The organism is Sporosarcina sp. ACRSL, assembly GCF_022346605.1.
Classification (GTDB): Bacteria; Bacillota; Bacilli; order Bacillales_A; family Planococcaceae; genus Sporosarcina.
Genome location: NZ_JAKRNT010000010.1, coordinates 32,125 through 53,568 on the forward strand (window position 1 = coordinate 32,125; position 21,444 = coordinate 53,568).

Sequence of the window (21,444 nt, forward strand, 5' to 3'; positions counted from 1 at the left end):
CTTTCAATAGTATGGATCTTCCTACTACTTTTTCATTCTATGATTTCATACTTTTCATTTCCCAAAAAAGTTCGTTTATAGATTTGTTTATAAATGGAAAATCCTACAGTTTCGAGTACACCAGCATCCTTCTCCGATTTATCTTTTACAGTTACAAATACTGTTTTCGCTTTGCTGTTCTTCTTGACAAAGTAGCATGCAGCCTCCAAGTTCCCTTCATGCCAATTCTTAAAATGAATGGCTTTTCTTCCCAGACGTTCACTATAGGAAATAGGGCCAATTCGGAGTACCTTGTCATTCATCCAAAAAATATTTTCGAATGTTAGATTTCCTGCCGGATAATACCCCTTATATCCTCGATACATTTTCTCGCAAATTTCCTTTAAATGTTTTTGAGAAATAGCTGGATGACTCATCGCATCGTTGATCGTCAATTCGATAAAGTCTTCAGCGTTATCTAATACAGGAACCTCTTTGTTCTCGATTCGATAAACAATATATCGTTCTTTTTCATATAAGAATTTTTTTAAACGAGTTAAAAGTGCTCGTATTTCTCTCCTTGCACCATTTGACTCTGTTTTGTTGAATAAATTACGGAAAACAAAAAGAATCTTGCCGATTGTAATTCGGATGAACAAGACAAATTTATAATTCTTCTTCAATCGATCGATCAATGATTCCTTCATTGATAATAAGGACCGTGTAATTTTTGCGGTCATTGCAGTAGATGAAAAAATCATTTTTCTTGTGTAATCTACATTTGTATTCAATGCAAATTTATATGGTTCATAACCGATACTAAAATCAAATGCTTCAATCGCATCAATTTTGCATTGCAAGATCTTTTCCCTTTCGAGTATTCTTCCGGGACCAAATGGTTCAAAATTATCATCAAAGCCTAATACATACGAAAGGACTCTTCCCCGACAATTGAATCCGTAATGGAAAGCAATCATCGTGTCATTAATGTAAAGTGCATCGAGTTCCGTTTGCATCGGACCTTCCTGAATTCCGACAAGACTTCGGTAAAATTCTTTATCTTTGTCATTTGTAAATCCGCTCGTGTCTCTCTTTTTCTTCCATCGTTTGTCATGGAGTTGAAAGACCGTTTCCATTTCTTCTTGTCCGCTCCGCGAAAACCTTACTTCTCCATTCTCTCGTAACCGCTTTTCTCTTTTATTTTGCTGATATAGCTTCTTCCTTTTATCCGTGTGTTTGCCAAGCTTTATATCATTTAAATTAATGTATGGGGTGACTACTCGGTGAATAGTAAAACCGTATTTTCGTTGCTGTAAATAATCTTCGATAGCTCTTGGTGTTTGACTACTTTCAAGTAATCCATATAAGTAGAACACGGCATTTCTATTCTCTTTGATCATTTCATCAAATACAAATTCGATAACTTCCTGTAACAAATGATTGTATACAACAAAATCCATATAATTTGCGTGACCGCGAGCCATAAACGTATATAGATGACTAAACCATCGTCTTTTGTAAATGAAAGGTACAAATCCAACAGGCCTATCATTCTGTTTTACGAGAATAATCTCCATATCATATTCATCGCCAAAATGCTTCCACCATTCATAAACCCAGACAAACTCTATAAACGGATTTGTATTCTGATTTTCCTCCAATATGAGCGACCAATCATCCCGGTATTGTTCAAGTTGAGCCAGTGATGTAATCCGTGTAAGATCCATAATCTCCTCCTTTAAATAGCATGAATGTCATACTAATTTTTAATTCCTTCATATCAACTTGGCCCCCTAAAATTCTTAATCCTATTTACTATTGGTAGAGCCATCTGATACAGGGTATTCAACTCTTGAACTCTTACTATCTTGCTAATAATTATATAAATGGCAATTCCTATAGTTATTTGACTAATAAGTTGCAGTAGGTGATTACCATCTATCATGTTTCCAACTAGAAATACTACAATCCCCATACAAAAAGAGATTAAAAAACTAGGTAGTAGATCTTTTATTTGTTCTATTGATGAATACTCAATTTCTCTCGCTGAAAAGTACGAATTTAATAAAAAAGAAACAAATGAATTAATAACTGCCGTCCAGATTAAACCGATAATGCCGAACCCAAGCAATATAGAAAGTATAATCATAATTGCCAACAAACTCTTTTTGATGATTTCTAATAGCAAAATTAAGTCTGATCTGCCCTTCACTTGAAGAACATTTAGATTGATAGAGTGAAGTGGATAGAGCATACCCGCGAAACATAATAATTGAAAATAGGTAACTGAAGGTATCCATTTCTCACCGAATACTACAATAAACAGCGGCTTTGCAACTGCTGCTAAACCAACCATTAAAGGAAAATTAATAAATGCCGAAATCTTAATAACGGACTTAAATCCATATTTCAGACGTTCTTTTTCTTGTTGAATGCTGCTAAGAACTGGATATGTTACACGCTGTACAGTCGAAACGATAGCAAATGAGGCAAGGTCTTTCATATTAACAGCTTTTGTATAATAACCAAGTTGATTTATATGATACATTCTTCCAATAATAACGAAGTAACTATAATAAAAAAAAGTATCAATAAGTCCTGATATTAATAACTTGTATCCAAAACTATAAAATTTTTTAAATGATTGAACTTTGAATGTCAAAGAAGGTATCCATTTATTAAAGTACCAAAGTAATCCCGTCTGAACGGATTGCAGAGCGATCATATTAATAACGAGACTCCAAACGCCAAATCCTGACATTGCCAAAAATATTGTGAGACTTCCAGAAGTAATAACAGCAATAAAACTTACCTTTGTTAATGTTTTAAAATCAACTTTCTTCACAAGCATTGCTTTTTGGATAATTGCTAATGAATTGATGATCAGGACTAAGGAAATCACTCGAATAATATTTGTCAGTTGCGGCTCTTCGAAAAATACACTAATCATATTAGCCGTACTAAATAATAGACCATACAATACCAATGAAATAAAAAGGTTGAAATAAAAAACAGTTGAATAGTCTTCTTGTGTTGTATGTTGATCTCGTATTAACGCTTGGGAAAATCCACTATCTACAATTGCGTTGGAAACGGCTATTAATACTAAAATCATCCCAATAAGTCCAAAATGCTCGGGAAGCAGTAGCCTAGCAAGAATAATCTGTACACCAAATTGTATGCCATGGTTCGCCATTAAATCCATGAAACTCCAAAAAACACCTATGATTGTTTTGCTTTTTAACGACATCGGAGTCGGCATTTTTTCACCTATTTTTTATATTGGTAATACCTTATGTGATTTTAAAATATGCTAACGTCAATAAATACTCGGGATGCTTTTTCCTGACAGCTGTTCCTGCATTACTTTGTCAGTAGGGATTCGACGGAATCGCATCCCTACTGTTTTTTTAATAGGGCATTAGTTTTGTATTTTCGTGGAAGTAGAATCCGTGGGCAGTACAAAAGCTTACTGGTACATTAGGCCAATCGTGCTGACACTCAAGCAACGAGACTGGCAACTGGGGGGGTGTGAATGGAGGACGTCAAATCTTTTTTCTAATCAATTTGACCAATACCACCATAGTCATTTCTATAATCTCCATAAATGAATCTGTTCTGGCTTACTCACCTTATCTAGCACACTCTTAATATCCATAACGATTCCTTTACCATGTTTTAATAACCGATCAAACTGGGACCATCCTGTAATCACATACTCCGCATGAGGTACCGCTAAGACGACAGCATCTGCTGGCATTAGTTTCTCGAAAGATATCAATGTGACTTGATATTCACGAAATGCCTCATTAACATCTGCATGTGGATCGGCTATTTGCACTTCCACTCCATATTCCTGCAGCTCCCGAATTACGTCTATTACTTTAGAGTTTCGAAGATCTGGGACATTCTCTTTAAACGTCAATCCAAGTACAGTTACCCTTGCTCCTTGTACAGGCAAATTGAGCTTTATCAACTTCTTTACTAATGCTCTTGCAATATAACGTCCGATCCCGTCATTTATTCGGCGACCGGCCAAGATTACTTCCGGATGGTGTCCGACAGTCTGTGCTTTATGGGTTAAGTAGTAAGGATCTACTCCGATACAATGACCACCCACTAACCCTGGCGAGAATTTAAGGAAATTCCATTTAGTACCTGCTGCTTCCAATACTTCTGCCGTATCAATCCCAAGACGATCAAAAATCAAGGCCAATTCATTCATGAGTGCAATATTGACATCCCTTTGCGTGTTTTCAATTACTTTTGCGGCTTCAGCAACACGAATTGAGCTCGCTTTGTAGACACCGGCTTCGACTACATCGCTATACACTTCCGCAATAATTTCCAAAACCTCGGGCGTTTGACCTGATACTACTTTTGTGATTTTCGTAAATGTATGTTCTTTATCACCAGGATTAATCCGTTCTGGAGAATAGCCGACGAAAAAATCGACACCTGATTTCAAGCCTGAATGTTTTTCTAATATAGGTATGCACTCTTCCTCTGTAACACCTGGGTAAACGGTAGATTCGAAAACAACAATTGCTCCCTCTTGAAGACTTTTACCGACTGTCTCGGAAGCATGTAGTAATGGTGATAAATCTGGCTGATTATGTGCATTGATCGGTGTAGGGACAGACACGATCAGAAAGTCTGATTCCTTCAATTTTTCACGATCAAACGTGAAGTCAATCTGTGCTTCCCTTAAATCATTCATCTCTACTTCATTTGTATAATCGACGCCATTCTGTAATGTGGAAATTCGATGTTCGTTAATATCAAAGCCGATTACCGGATATTTTTTCCCAAAAGCAACTGCCACAGGTAACCCTACATATCCTAAGCCGATAACAGCTATTTTTCTATTCATCACAGACCCTTTCACAACTTTATTTGATAATACTCCAAATACCAGTCGACGAATTTGTCGACACCATCTTTAATGGATGTTTTTGGTTTAAAACCGACCTCCTGAAACAAGTCATCGACATTCGCATAAGTGGCGGGAACGTCTCCCTCCTGCATTGGCATAAAGTTCTTTACCGCTACTTTTCCTAGTTTTTCTTCAATCGCAGAAATGAAGTCCATCAAATACACTGGGCTACTATTCCCGATATTGTAAACTTTGTAAGGAGCATAGCTCGTGCCAGGATCCGGATTTTCTCCAGACCAATTCGGATTAGGCTCAGCAGGTTTATCAATAAGCCGAGAAATCGATTCAACAATGTCATCGACATATGTGAAGTCTCGCATCATTTTTCCATTGTTAAAAATATCGATCGGCTGTCCTTCGATAATATTTTTCGTAAACTTGAAGAGAGCCATATCTGGACGCCCCCATGGCCCGTATACGGTAAAGAAACGAAGACCCGTCGTCGGTAAATTGTAAAGGCTGCTATACGTATGTGCCATCAGTTCGTTCGCTTTCTTCGTCGCCGCATATAAACTTAAAGGATGATCCACCGTATCGTGTACGGAGAACGGTAATGTTGTATTTGCACCGTATACCGAGCTGGACGATGCATAGATCAATTGCTTTACATGATGTTGACGACACATTTCCAACACATTGATAAAGCCGACAATATTCGAATCGATATAGACATAAGGATTCTCAAGGCTATATCTCACGCCTGCTTGTGCTGCTAAATTTACGACGATATCGATTTGATTTTCTTGAAATACTGATTCAACTTTCTTTCGGTCTACTAAATCGGCACGGTAAAATGTAAAACGCTTATAGGGTTTTAGCTTTTCTAAACGAGCTTCCTTTAACGTAGTTTCATAATAATCGTTCATGTCGTCGAAACCTATCACTTCATAACCCATTGACAATAATTTTTTTGATAAATGAAAGCCAATAAAACCTGAAGAACCTGTAATTAATACTTTCATTTTTCTCCTCCCTCAACATGTCTAAGGAAGTTTTCATACCATTTGTGCAAAACAATTAGACTCCATATAAGGTTTGCGTGATTTTTTTTACCTTTCATATGCTCTTCAATGATGATTTCAACGATATGGAAATGAACGAGGTTTGCCTGTTCTACTTTTTCTTTCGACAAAGAGGAAGCTACTAACTCTTTTAGTTCATTCTTGAACCATTCATTCAAAGGGATCTCAAATCCCCTCTTTTTGGCAGTGAGTATGTCTTTGGGGAGTAAGTCTGAAAACGTCTCTTTCAATATGATTTTCCCTTGAGTTCTACGCATTTTATATTTCAAAGGAATTTCATACGCTAATTCCACTACTTTATGATCAAGAAAAGGTGATCTTATTTCTAACCCATTTATTTTGCTCATCCGGTCGGTCTTAACTAACATGTCATTGGGTAAAGCGAATTTGAAGTCTGTATACATCATCCGATTCACAGGCTCATTCGTATTTAAATAATGGAAGTAGTGAAACAACTGTTCATCTACATTAAACCTATTTAATGATTTATTTTTGACTAATCGAGAAATCTGGTCATGGTCGTAAGATTCCATCAACTTAACATGCATTTGAAAAGTTTCAGTATTAGCACTTCTCATAAACTTTTTTGCTTTCGTAGCAAATGAGGTAAATGGATTTCTTTTGTCTTCCGGAATCAAATGTAAAGGAGCTTCAATTAGCTTCTCTTTAATCATCTTTGGTATTTTTGAGTACATTTGTTGATAATAGACACTTGTGTATTTTTTATATCCAGCAAATAATTCATCCCCTCCATCACCGCTCAAGGCGACAGAGGTATGATTTTTAGTTAATCGCGAAACATAGTAAGTTGGAATAGCGGAAGAATCGGCAAACGGCTCTTCCATTTTTCCAATGATGGTTTCGATGACTTCATGTAAATCGTCAAATTCGATAAATAGTTCATGATGAATCGTATTATGCAGTTTTGAAACTGTCTTTGCTAATACTGACTCATCATATTGTTTATGATCTTTATATCCAATCGTAAAAGTATTTACAGGATTTGTTGACTGTTCAGCCAACAGACCTACAACAATACTCGAATCAATGCCTCCGCTTAAAAAAGCACCAGCCGATTCTTCGCTACCCATACGTTCTCGGACAGAGCTTGTTAAAGTCTCTCTTAATCTTTGTTGAAGGGATGGATAGGATACATCTTTTTCGGTAACATCCTGATTTATATCCCAATACTTTTTTATTGTTAACATATCGTTTTCCAAAGAATATTTGATCATATGCCCAGGCATTAATTGATAGACATTCTCAAATATTGTCATCGGCTGCGGGATATAATAGAAACGCAAAAAATTTTCTACCGCTTCGAAATTAATTTTTTGCAACATACCGTTTTGTGCTACTATTTTTTTCAGTTCTGTTCCAAATAGTAACTGATCAAGCCCATTAGAATAATAGTATGGTTTTTTACCGACTCGATCTCTGATCATGACTAGTTCCTTGTTCGTTTCATCCCAGATTGCAATCGCGAACGTCCCATGCAAATATTGAATAAAGTCTTCAGCGTATTCTTCATATAGTTTAAGGATTATCTCTGAATCCGAATTGGTTTGAAATTGATGGTTATTTTTTTCTAATTTCTTTTTTAGCTCTTGAGTATTGTATAGTTTACCGTTATAAGCAATTTTTTTAGAATTCCCCTCAAGTGCCAGAGGACTTTGCAGATCATTGTGATGAAAATGTACTTCAGCACTTGGTTTATTTAAAATACCCGTAAAATCACACATTCTGCAACCCATCCCTCCCTATGCAAATAGAATTAGCTTTAGCCGATTTTGTTTACGATTTTAGATGGAGTCGTTTTCTGCTGATGATCAATTAATAGTAGAATGAATAGTACAAACCAAATAATCGGTTGCCTTATCACATTATGGAAATTGGAGAAAATTAGTAGTTGGAGCAATAAAATAAGACAATATATATTCTTTCTGGAATTAACAATTGCCCATAAGAATAGTAATAGAATAACTAGTAATCCAAAAAGACCTAACATTGAAATTAAATCAATTAATGTATTATGTGCTTCATCTCCTTCGAAAGGAGAGGATATTCCAGATTGTGATTTTGTTCCATTTCCAATTAAAGGGGATTTTGTGAAGGCTTTTAATCCGTTTTCCCATAATACATATCGAATCGATGATTGATTACTTACTTCATCAAATGAATTTGAAACACTTTTAAAGAAATCTAGGGCTATTTTCAACATGCTTACTAGAAATGAAAGCACGAAGATATTTACAATTACCTTTACATGTTTTTCAAATTTTAGTCTTTTGAAGAAAATGACATAACTATATATAAAAAGTGAGAGAGTCCAAGTTAAAAGGAGTGCATCACTTTCTATTTTTATGCCGATCCAGACAACTGCTACTATATTGAGAATGCCTAGATATTTTGATATTCTTTTTTTGCTCATCAAATATAAAGTGATGATGGGTAGGATGAGGGTCAATAATGCTAATTGGTTGGGGTTCAGTGAAAGTCCACTAAATCTTGTGGAGTAATAAAAAAAGAAATCGATATATAAGAAGTTGTGGATCACTAATAAGTAGATTAAGCAAAAATAAATATAGGCATGTGAGAAAAAATAAAAATGATAAGCTGTTTTTTTCAATACGTTTTGATAATCGGGTAAATGTACGACGAGGAGTATTAACGCAATAGGAATTAAAAGCGCAACGGTATCCCTAAAGTTTATTATTTCAATTGTTCCATTGAATGCCCCGAACAAATTAGAAATGAAAGCCAATAATATAAAGGAGTATAAAAGAAAAACTAGTTTAACACTTTTTTCACATATATATAGTTTTTGGTTGTAGGTTAGTTGAATGATGATGAATATCGCCGTAAGGAGTAATAACAGTTCCCCTATTCCAATCGGGCCGATAAACCTTATTTTCGTAAAGGTTGTTGAGCTTAATGCGATGCCAAGAAGGATGGGAATCAATTTGTTTGAATTCATTATTATCTCCCTCGTATAATCGAATGATAATAATCTAAACTCTGTATGAGGCCTTTATGCTGACTCATTCAAGATATTTTCTTTTATGTTTCAGACGTTTTACGGTTAGCTAAGTCAATTAACGTCTTCTTCATATCATCTACTGGAATATCCAAGAGTTTTTCAAGCACTTTGTTCATTTCCTTCTTGCTAATGGGTGTTGACTTTCCTACATAAATCTTAGGGAAAATTTGTTCATTTTGAATTTCATCTTCATTCAAGAGCTCTTCAAAAAGTTTTTCGCCTGGACGAATTCCAGTATAAACAATCCCGATTTCGTCTTCACGATACCCCGATAGTTTAATTAAGTTTTTCGCTAGATCGACTATTTTAACCGGTTCGCCCATGTCGAGTACAAACACTTCCCCCTCCATCGCAAGCGTTCCAGCCTGTATAACAAGTTGAGAAGCTTCGGGTATTGTCATAAAATATCTTGTCATCTCAGGATCTGTGACTGTAATGGGGCCTCCTTGTTTAATCTGCTCTCTAAACAGTGGGACGACACTGCCGCGAGACCCTAGCACATTGCCAAAACGCACTGCAGCAAACTTTGTTTTACTTTCCTTCGCAAGGTTCTGCACAATGATCTCAGCGAACCGTTTAGATGCGCCCATGATATTCGTAGGGTTGACCGCTTTGTCGGTAGAGACCATGACAAAATAGGAGACGTTAAATGTGTCTGCAGCTTCAACGATATTTTTTGTACCAAATATGTTATTTTTGACGGCTTCTGTTGGATTTGCTTCCATTAACGGGACATGTTTGTATGCTGCTGCATGATAGATGACATCTGGCTTGAACTCACTAACTATTTCAAAAATCCTCATACGGTCTTTAATATCCGCGATAACTGGGATAATTTTTGTATGAGCTTCCACGCTATTTCTTAATTCCATATCTATGTTGTAAACCGAGTTTTCACCATGCCCGATTAGTATGATGCTTTTCGGCTTAAATTTGCTCACTTGCCGGCAGATTTCTGATCCGATTGACCCTCCCGCGCCAGTGACGAGGATTATCTTATTAGAAAGCTTTTCTTCAATTGCTTTCAAGTTAAGCTCAACTTCTTCTCTACCGAGGAGATCTTCTATTTTCACGTCACGCATGTCTGTGACGGAAACTTTCCCAGTCATCAAGTCCTCGATCCGCGGGATTGTCATTGTCTTCACACCGGTATCAATACAGAGTTTTGATAGTTCCAACATATCCTGTTTTGAGAGGGATGGAATAGCGATGACAATCTTTTCAACATCATATTCTTTTACGAGCTTTGGAATATCCATTGTACCGCTGACGACTTTCACTCCATAAATCTCTAATCCACTTTTAGAATGGTTATCGTCAACGAAGAGGACGGGCTTCATTCCTGATTTAGGATTCTGAAGGACTTGACGAGCTATCATTGTCCCTGCCTGGCCTGCTCCGACAATCATTATGCGAGTTGTCTCGATATTCTTTCTTCGGTTGATCATGTCGTGCATCATTCGAATCGATAATCTCGATCCGCCGATTAAAAGTATATGTAGCATCCATGTGAGTATGAGTGCCCTATAAGATACTTCATGCAAAAGAACAGTTTGGACAACCAAGGCAATTGTAATGGTCAATGTGACTGCCTTGAAGATCGAATTCAATTCCCCCGTCGACGCATAGGACCACGCTTTCCTATAGAGTCCATACTTCCACGCGAAGAAGTGATGCGCAATTTGAATGGTGACGACACTTATGAAGAGCATTTTGTTTGTGAATACATTGATGAATGGATATAAGATGAAGTACCCGACATAGATTGAAAATAGGACAATAAGGGAATCGACAATTGCTAGTATGCTCGTTCTCATTCTCATCCTCATTAACACGAGGGCCCCGCTCCTTCCTACCCCAATTATTGCCTCGATTATGTAATAATTTATCGACGCCCTCAAATGACATCTGTAAATTTTAGTCTCCTTTCCAGAATACTCACTAGACTTGAAAGTAACCGGGTGTTAGTTCATAGGTTTCCACCATTTTTTTGTCACTGGCATTTCCGGGTCTAGAATGATGAATGGCTCGTCTGTTAAAATACGTTTGTTGTTCTCTAACAGGATGTCAATACTGTCGTTTTTTTTCTTTTTTTCTAGAAAGCCAAGTCCTTCTCTGAACAATAATGGTCTCGTTTTAGTATCATGAACATCCGATCCATATGTATGAATTAGATTCGCTTCGACAAGTTGAATGGAAAGTCTTTGAACACTTTTCCCGAAATGACCCGAAAGGCTTCCTGCATTCACCTGTGCAAACGCACCATGTCGAATTAATTGTTCGAGTCGAGCGGGTTTTTCAGCAATGGCTCTGTTTCGTTCGGGGTGGGCTATAATTGGTATGACTCCATTTTCGAGCATCGATTGTATTGCACTTACTGTATAAAGAGGAATGGATTGGGAAGGCAGTTCGAGTAGTAGATAACGAGATCCAGCAAGTGTCATCGCTTCATTTTTTATAATTTTTTCTAGGACCTGTTCATGAAGCCGCACTTCCTGTCCGGTGTGAAGATTAATTGGATAGCCCCCTGCCTGCAAGCAATCTGTAAGCAGTCGAATTTGACCTTCAATTTCTTCTTTTGGCACATGATAATGAGGACTGAAAGCATGTGGTGTTGCAATCATGTCCTTTATTCCTTGTTTCGCTGCTTTTTCGACAATACGTATTGTATCCTCTATCGTTTTCGGTCCATCGTCCACACCAAACAGGATGTGGCTGTGCATGTCGATCATTTGTCTCCCCTTCCTAGCGATAACAGAGTAAAGATTGAAGCATACTATTCTATAGCACCTTTATAGTCGTAATAGTAATGGTCTTTTTCAAGTTTATAGTTGTTCAAAATGACTCCTAAGACATTTGCCTTAGATGTTTCTAATAACCCTTTGGCCTTTTTAACTTCGTTTTTCTCAGTTTTTCCAGAACTGACGACTAGAATGGTTCCATCACATTTATTTGAAAGAATTTGGGCGTCAGCAACTAAAAGAATTGGAGGTGCGTCGATGATGATAATGTCAAACCTGGATTTCATTTCAGTGATGATATCATCCATTACTTTTGAACCGAGGAGCTCGGCGGGGTTTATAGGCATCGTTCCACAAGTAACGAGTTCTAGCCCTTTAATTTGGGTTCTTTTAATTACCTCATCCAAACCTCTTTGTCTTGTTAATAAATGGGATAGGCCAGGCGAAATTGGCGTTCTAAACGTATAATGTGTCGTAGGTTTTCTCATATCCGCATCGACTAGAAGTACTCTCTTCCCAGTTTGTGCGAAAACGATGGCGACGTTTGCTGCCAATGTCGACTTACCTTCCCCAGCAGAAGCGGAAGTGAAAAGGAGGGTCTTTAACTTCTTATCCGGCCTCAGAAAGTTAATATTCTCTCGAATCATACGGAATTGCTCTAAAACAATCGTCTTAGGATCATCTCTCGTAACAAGTTTACGTGCCGCTATCCGACTTTTCTTCTTTGTCTTCTTAGCCATCCTTCTGTCCCTTTCTCCGTCTACGGCCTAATAACCCTTTTAATTTAATGCCATTCCCTTCTGAAATCGGACTTACAATCCCAATCACTGGAAATCCTAATATTTCTTCAATATCCTGCTCTGTTTTAACGGTCATATCTAAATAATTTAGAAGGAATGCCATTCCGACTCCAATCATCAATCCACTGACAGCCGCGATTGTCATATTAAGCAACGGATCTGGCTTTTCCGGAAATGGATTCTCGAGATAGACCGCCGGCGAAAGGATGTAAACATTATTCACGTTCATTAATAGTTGGATTTCCTCTTGGAGAACTTCTACGATCATATTGGCTATATCGACAGAACGATGATGATCCGGATCGTCAACACTTATATTAACAACTTGGGAGTCTTGTGTAGTTTCAACCTTTATCATTTTTTCAAGATCAGCCGGTGTTGTATCCAAGTCCAGATTTTCAATTACTTTCGTAAGAATTGCCGGGCTTTTGATAATGACTGTATATGTATTGATGAGTTGAATATTTGTCTGAATGGCCTGTGTACTAACTTGGAATTGTTCTGTCTGTTTCTGATTAATGAGTATTTGTGTTGACGCTTGGTAAATAGGCGTTAAGAAATAGTAGCTGACGATTCCAGTTATAATCACTGCGAATAGGGCCGTACTGATAATGAATACGAACCGCTTTCTTAATACTTTAATCAAATCATGTAGACTGATCGTTTCTTCAACAGGCATAATACTCCCCTTTACAGCGGATTGTCCCGATACCCCTGACACGCTTTGTAATTCAAGGCCGTTTTATTGCTAAAAAAGTTCTAGAGTAGCTTAATGCTTTGCCTACTTCAATAGACGTAGATGGCTCCTTATTTCAAGTCTCTGTATTTATCATATTCAGTGATTACAATATCTGCCACAGTTGTACGGATTTTATTTAGTATTACTTACCCCCTGTATAATTAAGTCATACTATTCATATTTTGAGACCGTATAATTGAAAAATCGTTACTTATGGGCGACACCGATTAATCGGTTGCCAAAACTTGTTTATTTCAGCAATCCATGTTATCGTGGGTAGACGCCAAAATACTAAAGAGTGATACAGATGTTACAACATACATATGACATATACTTTATTTCAAAAAATCCCTAACCCTCGACTGGATGCAGTCGAGGGTTTTTGTTGCTTCAGGGAAAACTTTAGGCAAGATACGCGGAGTTAATAAATATTGTCAATCGGGGAACGATGACTCATATGGAGGCTAAAACGTGGATAACGAGAAATATAATGATCTTAAATTAGGAGAGCGTGGAGCAATGATCAGTATCATTGCTTACATTCTTCTCTCTATCTTAAAATTAGTGATCGGGTATTTGAGTGACTCTGCTGCACTGAAGGCAGATGGTCTAAACAATACAACCGATATTATTGCATCGATCGCTGTTCTTGTCGGTCTGCGACTTTCCCGCAGACCACCTGACAAGGATCACGGCTATGGCCATTGGAAAAGTGAAACAATTGCTTCTATGGTAGCTTCATTCATTATGTTGGCGGTTGGGATCCAAGTGTTAAATGATGCAATTTCCTCAATGTTTGAAAGCGGAAAAGAATCCCCTCACATCGGGGCTGGGTATGTCGGCATTTTCTCGGCAATTGTGATGTATTTTGTTTATCGTTACAATAAAAAAATCGCCACTCAAATAAATAGCACAGCCGTTATGGCAGCTGCAAAAGATAATATTTCGGATGCTTGGGTCAGTATCGGGGCTGCGGTAGGAATATTCGGTTCACAACTAGGCATGCCTTGGCTTGATACGCTTACAGCACTCATCGTTGGATTATTAATTTGTAAAACAGCATGGGATATTTTCAAACAAGCTTCCCATCAGCTTTCAGATGGGTTTGATGTAGAAAAAATCAGCCTTTATCAAAACGTCATCGGAAAAGTGAAAGGCGTTAAAGGGATTAAAGCCATTAAAGGCAGGTACTACGGGAATAATGAAGTGATTGATGTCGTCATCCTCGTCAATTCGACACTCACGATTACAGAAGCCCATAATATCGCAACACAAGTCGAACAAATTATGATCCTTGACCACGGCGTCTATGACGTCCATGTCCATGTCGAGCCGAATTGATGGATTGAGGATGGATTGGAGCGCATGGAGCGGATGGCTTTGAGCGCGGAGCGGTTGACTTTGAGCGCGAGGGGGATCACTTTGAGCGCGGGGCGGCTTACTTTGAGCGCGTGGAGGCTTGCTTTGAGCGCGTGGAGGCTTGCTTTGAGCGCGGAGCACCTTACTTTGGACGCGCGGGAGCTCACTTTGGACGCGGAGTAGTTCACTTTGGACGCGCGGGAGCTCACTTTGGACGCGATTAATTACAAAAAGGAACTGTCACAAAAAGTCACCGACTTTCTGGACAGTTCCTTTTTACTTGTTATCCGAACGCTACGTCCAATATCATCATGACAGCAAAGCCTAACATTAAGCAAATGGATGCTAAATCTTTATTGCCGTTTTCATGAGACCCTGGAATTACCTCTTCCACGACGACGAAAATCATCGCACCCGCTGCAAAGCTTAGCGCAAACGGGAGGATCGGGGTCATGAACGATACAGCAAGGACACCGATTACCGCTGAAATAGGCTCCACCATTCCTGAAAACTGGCCGTAAAAGAAACTTTTCCGACGAGACATGCCGTCTCTACGCAATGGCATGGACACTGCCGTACCTTCAGGTAAATTTTGAATTCCTATCCCAACAGCCAACGCGATAGCGGCTGCCAATGAGGCGGATTCAAATCCAGCTGCTACTGCACCGAAGGCGACTCCAATTGCAAGCCCTTCGGGTATGTTATGCAACGTAATCGCAAAAACGAGAAGTGTGCTGCGTCTTTTTCTTTCAGGATTTATGCCCTCCGCATCTTTTATGGGAGAACTTGGATGTAAATGAGGAATGATCTTATCCGCCACCCATAGGAATAAGCCTCCTAATAAGAACCCAAAAGCGGCAGGAAACCACGATGGCATAGGACCACTTTCCGCCATTTCAATGGCTGGCGAAAGCAATGACCAAAAACTTGCGGCGATCATGACTCCGCCCGCAAATCCTAACATTCCGTCCATTAGTTTCTGATTCATTGTTTTTGTCGTGAATACCAATGCAGCTCCTAACGCAGTCATCCCCCACGTGAATAGAGTCGCAATAAGCGCTTGGTATACTGGACTTAGTGATAAAAAATACTCAACCATCTTATCCCCCCAACACTTTTAATTGTAATGTCATTGTATGCGAAAAGTTTCCTTTGTGCAACTTTAATTATTCGTTTGTCTATAAATGGAAACAATGCCGTTAAAACAAAAAAGTACACCCTACCAATATGGCTAGGATATACTTCGTTTTAATATATAATCATTTTAAATAGTTGTTTTATGTGAATATCATGTGGAAATAAATGTAACAATAGAGATACAGTCACTCTGACGTAATATCCAGAACAATTTTTCCCTTTGTGCGCCCTCTATCAATATGCCTGTGTGCCTCTTTAATCTGATCCAATGGGTAGCATTTTTCAATAACAGGTTTTAGTTTCCCTTCCTCCACTAATGTACATAAGAAATCCAAATCCTTATCATTCGGTCTTGCAAGATGAATCTTTGCTTTTTTGTGACGTCTCAAGGAACTTACCATTAATTGCAAAGGGTGATACATAGGGTAAAATGCATGTTCTGTTATATAAACACCTGTCTCAGTGAGAGAACGCAAGCAACTGAAAAAAGTCCGTTTCCCTACTGCATCTAGAATGACGTCGTACTTTTTTCCATTCTCTGCGAAATCTTTCTTAGTATAATCAATTATCTCATGTGCACCAAGCTCTTTCACCCACTGCAGATTTGATGTACTGCACACAGCGGTTACTTCAGCCCCGAGGTATGATGCAAGCTGAACAGCAAAATGTCCAACTCCACCTGATGCACCATAGACCAAAACTTTTTGCCCTTGCTTTACTTGGGCTATATCACGTAATGCTTGCAACGCTGTTTGAGCAGCACATGGAATAGCCGCTGCTTCCTTAAAGCTTGCATTCTTCGGCATAAAACATAAACCACTCTGGTGAGGACAAACAAATTCAGCATGTGATCCGAGACAACTCCCAAAGACCCGATCTCCAACCTTAAACCTTTGTACATTTTTGCCGACCGCTTCTACAGTACCCGCAACGTCTATACCAAGAATTAGTGTTTTGGGTTTTGTTAGACCATTCTGTAACCTAGTAGGCAAATAGCCCTTTCGAAACAGATTGTCATATTGATTGACCGACGCGTTATGCACTCTGATTAATACCCTATCGTCGTCCTTAAAGGTTGGCAATTCGACATCTGTAATCTCCAGAACTTCAGGGGCGCCATAGGATCTATAAATCGCTGCCTTCATCTGTCTAACCTCCTTTTAGTTATCCTTTCATACTGTAGTCGGAATTTCTTTCTTATAGAACTCAAAATGTTTTCCTATCTAAACTACAATTATATTTATTTTCTTGCTCAACTAACCTTGTTAATATCGGGTTAAAATTCCTCAAACCCGCAAGTAGTTTACCGAATTGAAAATAATATTCATCACAAATCATTCCGTGGTATGATAAATAAATTAATGTGTACATCGAAACACAACTACATAAGGAGTGAAGGTAGTGGATAAAAAAGAGCAACAACTCTTTGACTTCTATTACAAGAAGTTTGTAGAAAGGAATTTTGACGAAAAGGATTTCTTAAGCTTTTTATTATTTGCTAAAGAAAAGGCACAAGACCATAAAGTGATTAAAGAACTTGGCGACTTTGTCATACAGAGGGAAAATAATAGCGGGCACATTAGGGAGTTTTTTGATGAGTGCAAGCAAATTATTAATAATCTCGGTAAAGGAAAAACGAAGAAGATCGAGAATGTATTCTCTTTCAAAGAAATTCGGAACGACTTCAACGCATTGTTCATCGAGCAAGGTTATGAAAAACTGTCTCACGATGTGATCAATGATTTCATTTTATGCCTAATTTCTTTGCTGCAACATGTTAAATTACGATCAGGAAATAAGGTAGTTGGCCATTTAAGTTTCGCAGCATCCAGCAAAGAATTATTTTTAATGGGTAATATGAAAGTCTTACATAAGGGACGATTCATACCGGTGACGTTCCCGGTTTTATCAGTAAGGAATATGTATGAAACAATCAAACCACAAGATGAAAATGACACCCCTTATCTATTCGATCATGAAATTATTGAGGTAATCAATAGCAATGGGCAAATATTAATTACATTTCCTACATTAGACTGACAAGAAAAAAGCAAACTGTCTCCCCATCGAGGAAGACGTTTGCTTTTTTTGCATTTACATGATTCCTCTTATGATTTACCCGATCTAGATACTATCCATACGAGCACAAGAAACAGAAAATATCCAAAGAACGAATAATAATGACTCCATTGTTCACTAGTAGCTAACAATCCTAGACGCACCGCTACTCTCTCAGCAATTGAAGCGAGGAGACTTAGAAATATCATGAAAACAAGCCTTTCCCAACCCGACACCATTTTATTTGCCAAATATAGAAATACCCAAGTAAACAAAGGGAGGACGATAAGCGTGAAAAGAATGTTAATCGAAAATATATAAGGAAACGGACGAACGGAAAATTCATAATAACCTTTCCCGACAAAAAATAACTCTGCATACGTCCCTAGTAAGGAAGCAAAAATAACGGTAGGCACATAGGAGTTACGTGAAGATTGCCGTTTTGGCAATAGCGGCGAGCTCGAGCTTTCCAAGTGTTTCACAGTATTCATCAAAGCCCCTTTCAATAATCGGTTGTTTTATGTCAACTAAATATTCAATAACACGCCAGTGCTCAAACCAATCCCCTTCTTCCGCCTCGGAATGGGAAACATTTTTCCATGCATGCTCAAGCCGAGGACTATACAATCTCGTTGAACCTCTTCTCAACTGACAAGACTGTAACCTTCTTGTGAAAGCCCTCCCGGGTATCCCTCCGTATATATCATTAAAAATATCTGGCCAGAAGTCTTTTCTTGAACCGGTATGGGGATGGTTCACAGCCCAACGATAAATTTTCTCGAACAGCTTCCCATCATGATATAGCAAAAAATATAACCGCTTTCCAAGCATAATCCGTTCATGCAAAGAACCAAAGTGATGGAGCGTTAGTCCAGTGAGAGCTGCCTTTTCTGATGGGTGTCCATTCTCTATGTAAGGAAACAATATTTGGTTGAATGAAAGAAGATCCTGCACAACAAACTCAAATGTTTGAAGCACTTTTTTCTCATAAAAAGGATTCTGCACTATTCTTTTATCCAAATAACTTTGTTCATTAATAATGAGAGCAACCGTGAGCAGATAAGCATCCCGCTCCTCCCAAAAATGATTCCAAATGACTTCCATAAATATCGAAACATGAAAATACGGCAATAAATAAAACAGATTTTGATTTCGCTTGACACTTTCCTCATAGACTAAAAACTGCGGATAGGCATCCTGAAAGATCAGCCAGTTGCCACGTTCTAAAAATGCAAAAAAATCCTCTTTTGTTTGCTCATTCATGAGTACAGAAAGGAACTCTCCTCTTAAATCCGTCATATTCCACCCGCCATTTCTTGAAACCATATGACCGAGAAATGCCCAATGGATTTCCGGCTGAGACTGATAGAAATCAAGATACGCCTTTGTTCGTGTCACATTATTCACATTCAATTGATTTGTTTTTAACCGGATGGATTGTAGGAGCTGCTTGTCTTCTCTGGACAAATCTTCTTCTACTGGACGAGAAGCATGATCATAGTTTCGTAAACCAGCTTTTATGGAAAGTAACTGCTTCGGAATGCGCGATTTTCCGACTAGCACCCTAAAAATATTAAGCACGGTTCACCTCCGTTAAAATCCTTCTTCATATAGGATTATGAAAAGCTGTATACATATATGAAAGGAGATGACAAATCGTTGAAGTTACGTGTAGAGCATGAAATGAACCGGTTAATACAACAGTTAAGAAATGATCAGACGCCTAATGGATCATGGGAGTACCCGTTTGAAAGTGGTATTTCTACTGATGCATACATGATTATTTTATTACGGACATTGGAAATGAATGAGGAAGAAGTAATTCGGGAATTAACGACACGAATTTTGAGTAGGCAGGATCCGAATGGTGCGTGGAAACTTTTTCATGATGAAGAGAACGGGAACGTAAGCTCTACAGTGGAGGCCTATTATTCCCTTTTGTATTCCGGTTATGTCAGCAAAGATGACCCTCGATTACTTGCAGCAAAAGAGTTTATTTTAGCGAATGGCGGGATTGAGAAATCACTTCTGTTCACGAAGATTATGCTCGCGCTTACTGGGCAATATGAGTGGCCGCCCTATTTCCCATTACCTGTAGAAATGCTCCTCTTACCTCTCCAGTTTCCAATCAACTTTTATGATATATCTGTTTACGGAAGATCAAATCTCGCACCCATCATGATTGTGGCAGATAAAAAATTCGTTAAAACTACGAAACGAAGTCCATCCTTGTCCGATCTTTATTCATCCTCAAAAACGGATGGATTCTTTAACCTTCATGACATACAACAGTTGATTTCACTATTTGAGCACAGTTTTAAAAGTCTCCCAGGACTCCCCCATACGATCCATGAGTTAGCAATGAATCGGGCAAAACAATATATGCTCACTCGCATCGAGCCGGATGGAACCCTTTGCAGTTATTTTAGTTCGACATTCCTTATGATTTTCGCTTTACTCGCTCTTGGCCATTCCAACAGGGATCCGCTAATAATAAAGGCAATCCGTGGATTGCAATCGATGAAGAGCACAATTCAAGGCCATATCCATATGCAATATACAACCGCAACCGTTTGGAATACGAACTTGATAAGTTTTACGCTTCAAAAAGCTGGAGTCTTATCAACTGATCCTGTAGTACAAAAAGCAAATCGCTACTTAGCTGGACGTCAACAAACTACGTATGGGGATTGGGCGCTTCATAATCCCGGTGTGATTCCTGGAGGATGGGGATTTTCGGATATCGACACATTCATCCCGGATATAGATGATACAACCGCTTCTCTACGAGCCATTTCGCGTCTGGTCGGCACAGACCCCCATTTCCATCAAGCTTGGAACAAAGGCGTTCAATGGGTTTTGTCCATGCAAAATAGCGATGGCGGATGGGCTTCTTTCGAAAAAAATGTAAACAAAGCAATCGTGCACTTACTTCCGATTGAAGGAGGAAGATTTTTACTCACGGATTCGAGCAGTTCCGACTTAACAGGTAGAACGCTAGAATTTTTAGGTAACTACACGAACTTACCGAAACATCATCAGACAATCAAACGCGGAATTGACTGGCTTTTACATCATCAAGAAAAGGATGGCTCATGGTATGGTCGATGGGGAATTTGCTACATTTATGGAACATGGGCAGCGATTACCGGCCTTGCCGCATCGGGTGTAAGTAGCCAACATCCATCCATTCAAAAAGCGGTGAACTGGCTGCATTCGATACAAAACGCAGACGGTGGATGGGGAGAATCATGCAAAAGCGACCTTGCAAATGCGTATGTCCCACTCGGTTCAAGCAATAGTACCCAAACAGCTTGGGCGCTTGATGCACTCATTGCAGCCTCGGATCAAATAACACCAGAAATCAATAAAGGAATCGCCTATTTACTCGAAGCTTCCAAACAACCCGATTGGACCGATTCGTATCCTGTTGGCCAAGGAATGGGAGGAGGATTTTATATCCACTATCATAGCTATCAGTATATCTTCCCTTTACTTGCTCTTGCACATTACAAAAGGAAATTTGAGATGTGAATCAACTAGAAAAGTAAGTTTGTATTAAAAACCTCTAATCTATCTTCCTCCGTTTGTATCGAACATTCCCTTTGCCTAACACATATGATAATTCACAAG

General features: G+C 38.6%; 17 protein-coding genes. 3 read left to right on the forward strand and 14 right to left on the reverse strand.

Annotated features, from left to right (window positions below; translation table 11 throughout):
* Positions 1 to 32: 32 nt before the first annotated feature.
* The 10 genes from MHZ92_RS15155 to MHZ92_RS15200 all read right to left on the reverse strand — a co-directional run bounded on the left by MHZ92_RS15155 (position 33) and on the right by MHZ92_RS15200 (position 13,197).
* Positions 33 to 1,706, reverse strand: coding sequence for a GNAT family N-acetyltransferase (locus MHZ92_RS15155; protein ID WP_239432565.1), 1,674 nt, complete (start codon positions 1,704 to 1,706; stop codon positions 33 to 35).
* A 53-nt stretch (positions 1,707 to 1,759) separates the two neighbouring features.
* Positions 1,760 to 3,241, reverse strand: coding sequence for a lipopolysaccharide biosynthesis protein (locus MHZ92_RS15160; RefSeq protein WP_239432566.1), 1,482 nt, complete (start codon positions 3,239 to 3,241; stop codon positions 1,760 to 1,762).
* A gap of 330 nt (positions 3,242 to 3,571) precedes the next feature.
* Positions 3,572 to 4,852 carry a nucleotide sugar dehydrogenase gene (locus tag MHZ92_RS15165; protein WP_239432567.1) on the reverse strand — a complete coding sequence of 427 codons (1,281 nt, stop codon included), beginning with the start codon at positions 4,850 to 4,852 and terminating at the stop codon, positions 3,572 to 3,574.
* 11 nt (positions 4,853 to 4,863) lie between these two features.
* A complete protein-coding gene (locus tag MHZ92_RS15170) occupies positions 4,864 to 5,877 on the reverse strand; it encodes an NAD-dependent epimerase (RefSeq protein ID WP_239432568.1) in 1,014 nt (337 codons plus the stop codon).
* Entirely contained in the window at positions 5,874 to 7,679 is a 1,806-nt protein-coding gene (asnB, locus tag MHZ92_RS15175; RefSeq protein ID WP_239432569.1) for an asparagine synthase (glutamine-hydrolyzing), read from the reverse strand. The genes MHZ92_RS15170 and asnB overlap by 4 nt, the downstream gene beginning before the upstream one ends.
* A 38-nt stretch (positions 7,680 to 7,717) precedes the next feature.
* Positions 7,718 to 8,368 (reverse strand): O-antigen ligase family protein, encoded by a 651-nt coding sequence (locus MHZ92_RS15180; RefSeq protein WP_239432570.1) that lies wholly within the window; start codon positions 8,366 to 8,368, stop codon positions 7,718 to 7,720.
* 629 nt (positions 8,369 to 8,997) lie between these two features.
* A complete protein-coding gene (locus tag MHZ92_RS15185; protein WP_239432571.1) occupies positions 8,998 to 10,806 on the reverse strand; it encodes a polysaccharide biosynthesis protein in 1,809 nt (602 codons plus the stop codon).
* Positions 10,807 to 10,941: 135 nt separating this feature from the next.
* Positions 10,942 to 11,709 carry a tyrosine-protein phosphatase gene (locus MHZ92_RS15190; protein ID WP_239432572.1) on the reverse strand — a complete coding sequence of 256 codons (768 nt, stop codon included), beginning with the start codon at positions 11,707 to 11,709 and terminating at the stop codon, positions 10,942 to 10,944.
* 44 nt (positions 11,710 to 11,753) lie between these two features.
* Positions 11,754 to 12,458: a CpsD/CapB family tyrosine-protein kinase gene (locus MHZ92_RS15195; RefSeq protein WP_304649654.1), complete on the reverse strand. Its 705-nt coding sequence runs from the start codon at positions 12,456 to 12,458 to the stop codon at positions 11,754 to 11,756.
* A complete protein-coding gene (locus tag MHZ92_RS15200) occupies positions 12,451 to 13,197 on the reverse strand; it encodes a YveK family protein (RefSeq protein ID WP_239432573.1) in 747 nt (248 codons plus the stop codon). Before MHZ92_RS15200 ends, MHZ92_RS15195 begins: the two co-directional genes overlap by 8 nt.
* A 531-nt stretch (positions 13,198 to 13,728) precedes the next feature.
* On the opposite strand from MHZ92_RS15200, the gene MHZ92_RS15205 reads away from it, so the two are divergent.
* Positions 13,729 to 14,598, forward strand: coding sequence for a cation diffusion facilitator family transporter (locus MHZ92_RS15205; RefSeq protein ID WP_370644760.1), 870 nt, complete (start codon positions 13,729 to 13,731; stop codon positions 14,596 to 14,598).
* 301 nt (positions 14,599 to 14,899) lie between these two features.
* Here the strand turns inward: MHZ92_RS15205 and MHZ92_RS15210 are convergent, their stop codons facing one another.
* The gene (locus MHZ92_RS15210; RefSeq protein ID WP_239432574.1) at positions 14,900 to 15,715 is read right to left on the reverse strand and encodes a ZIP family metal transporter; all 816 of its coding nucleotides are present in this window, start codon (positions 15,713 to 15,715) and stop codon (positions 14,900 to 14,902) included.
* A gap of 223 nt (positions 15,716 to 15,938) precedes the next feature.
* On the reverse strand, positions 15,939 to 16,898 hold the full coding sequence (locus tag MHZ92_RS15215) for an NAD(P)-dependent alcohol dehydrogenase (RefSeq protein WP_239432575.1): 960 nt from the start codon (positions 16,896 to 16,898) through the stop codon (positions 15,939 to 15,941).
* A 256-nt stretch (positions 16,899 to 17,154) separates the two neighbouring features.
* On the opposite strand from MHZ92_RS15215, the gene MHZ92_RS15220 reads away from it, so the two are divergent.
* Positions 17,155 to 17,793 carry a hypothetical protein gene (locus MHZ92_RS15220; protein WP_239432576.1) on the forward strand — a complete coding sequence of 213 codons (639 nt, stop codon included), beginning with the start codon at positions 17,155 to 17,157 and terminating at the stop codon, positions 17,791 to 17,793.
* A 68-nt stretch (positions 17,794 to 17,861) separates the two neighbouring features.
* Here MHZ92_RS15220 and MHZ92_RS15225 read toward each other — a convergent pair whose 3' ends face one another.
* Both MHZ92_RS15225 and MHZ92_RS15230 read right to left on the reverse strand, forming a co-directional pair.
* Complete coding sequence (locus tag MHZ92_RS15225) at positions 17,862 to 18,302, reverse strand: CBO0543 family protein (RefSeq protein WP_239432577.1); 441 nt, start codon at positions 18,300 to 18,302, stop codon at positions 17,862 to 17,864.
* A complete protein-coding gene (locus tag MHZ92_RS15230; protein WP_370644761.1) occupies positions 18,235 to 19,374 on the reverse strand; it encodes a DUF2515 domain-containing protein in 1,140 nt (379 codons plus the stop codon). Before MHZ92_RS15230 ends, MHZ92_RS15225 begins: the two co-directional genes overlap by 68 nt.
* A 120-nt stretch (positions 19,375 to 19,494) precedes the next feature.
* Here MHZ92_RS15230 and shc point away from each other — a divergent pair, with 120 nt between their 5' ends.
* Positions 19,495 to 21,345, forward strand: a complete 1,851-nt coding sequence (shc, locus tag MHZ92_RS15235; protein WP_239432732.1) for a squalene--hopene cyclase — start codon at positions 19,495 to 19,497, stop codon at positions 21,343 to 21,345.
* Positions 21,346 to 21,444 lie beyond the last annotated feature (99 nt).

What these genes read in the sequence shown, in the direction of transcription:
- MHZ92_RS15155 (WP_239432565.1), bottom strand. Translation starts at nt 1,706, where the DNA reads ATGGATCTTACACGGATTACATCACTGGCTCAACTTGAACAATACCGG.
- MHZ92_RS15160 (WP_239432566.1), bottom strand. Translation starts at nt 3,241, where the DNA reads ATGCCGACTCCGATGTCGTTAAAAAGCAAAACAATCATAGGTGTTTTT.
- MHZ92_RS15165 (WP_239432567.1), bottom strand. Translation starts at nt 4,852, where the DNA reads ATGAATAGAAAAATAGCTGTTATCGGCTTAGGATATGTAGGGTTACCT.
- MHZ92_RS15170 (WP_239432568.1), bottom strand. Translation starts at nt 5,877, where the DNA reads ATGAAAGTATTAATTACAGGTTCTTCAGGTTTTATTGGCTTTCATTTA.
- asnB (WP_239432569.1), bottom strand. Translation starts at nt 7,679, where the DNA reads ATGTGTGATTTTACGGGTATTTTAAATAAACCAAGTGCTGAAGTACAT.
- MHZ92_RS15180 (WP_239432570.1), bottom strand. Translation starts at nt 8,368, where the DNA reads ATGAGCAAAAAAAGAATATCAAAATATCTAGGCATTCTCAATATAGTA.
- MHZ92_RS15185 (WP_239432571.1), bottom strand. Translation starts at nt 10,806, where the DNA reads ATGAGGATGAGAATGAGAACGAGCATACTAGCAATTGTCGATTCCCTT.
- MHZ92_RS15190 (WP_239432572.1), bottom strand. Translation starts at nt 11,709, where the DNA reads ATGATCGACATGCACAGCCACATCCTGTTTGGTGTGGACGATGGACCG.
- MHZ92_RS15195 (WP_304649654.1), bottom strand. Translation starts at nt 12,458, where the DNA reads ATGGCTAAGAAGACAAAGAAGAAAAGTCGGATAGCGGCACGTAAACTT.
- MHZ92_RS15200 (WP_239432573.1), bottom strand. Translation starts at nt 13,197, where the DNA reads ATGCCTGTTGAAGAAACGATCAGTCTACATGATTTGATTAAAGTATTA.
- MHZ92_RS15210 (WP_239432574.1), bottom strand. Translation starts at nt 15,715, where the DNA reads ATGGTTGAGTATTTTTTATCACTAAGTCCAGTATACCAAGCGCTTATT.
- MHZ92_RS15215 (WP_239432575.1), bottom strand. Translation starts at nt 16,898, where the DNA reads ATGAAGGCAGCGATTTATAGATCCTATGGCGCCCCTGAAGTTCTGGAG.
- MHZ92_RS15225 (WP_239432577.1), bottom strand. Translation starts at nt 18,302, where the DNA reads ATGAATACTGTGAAACACTTGGAAAGCTCGAGCTCGCCGCTATTGCCA.
- shc (WP_239432732.1), top strand. Translation starts at nt 19,495, where the DNA reads ATGAACCGGTTAATACAACAGTTAAGAAATGATCAGACGCCTAATGGA.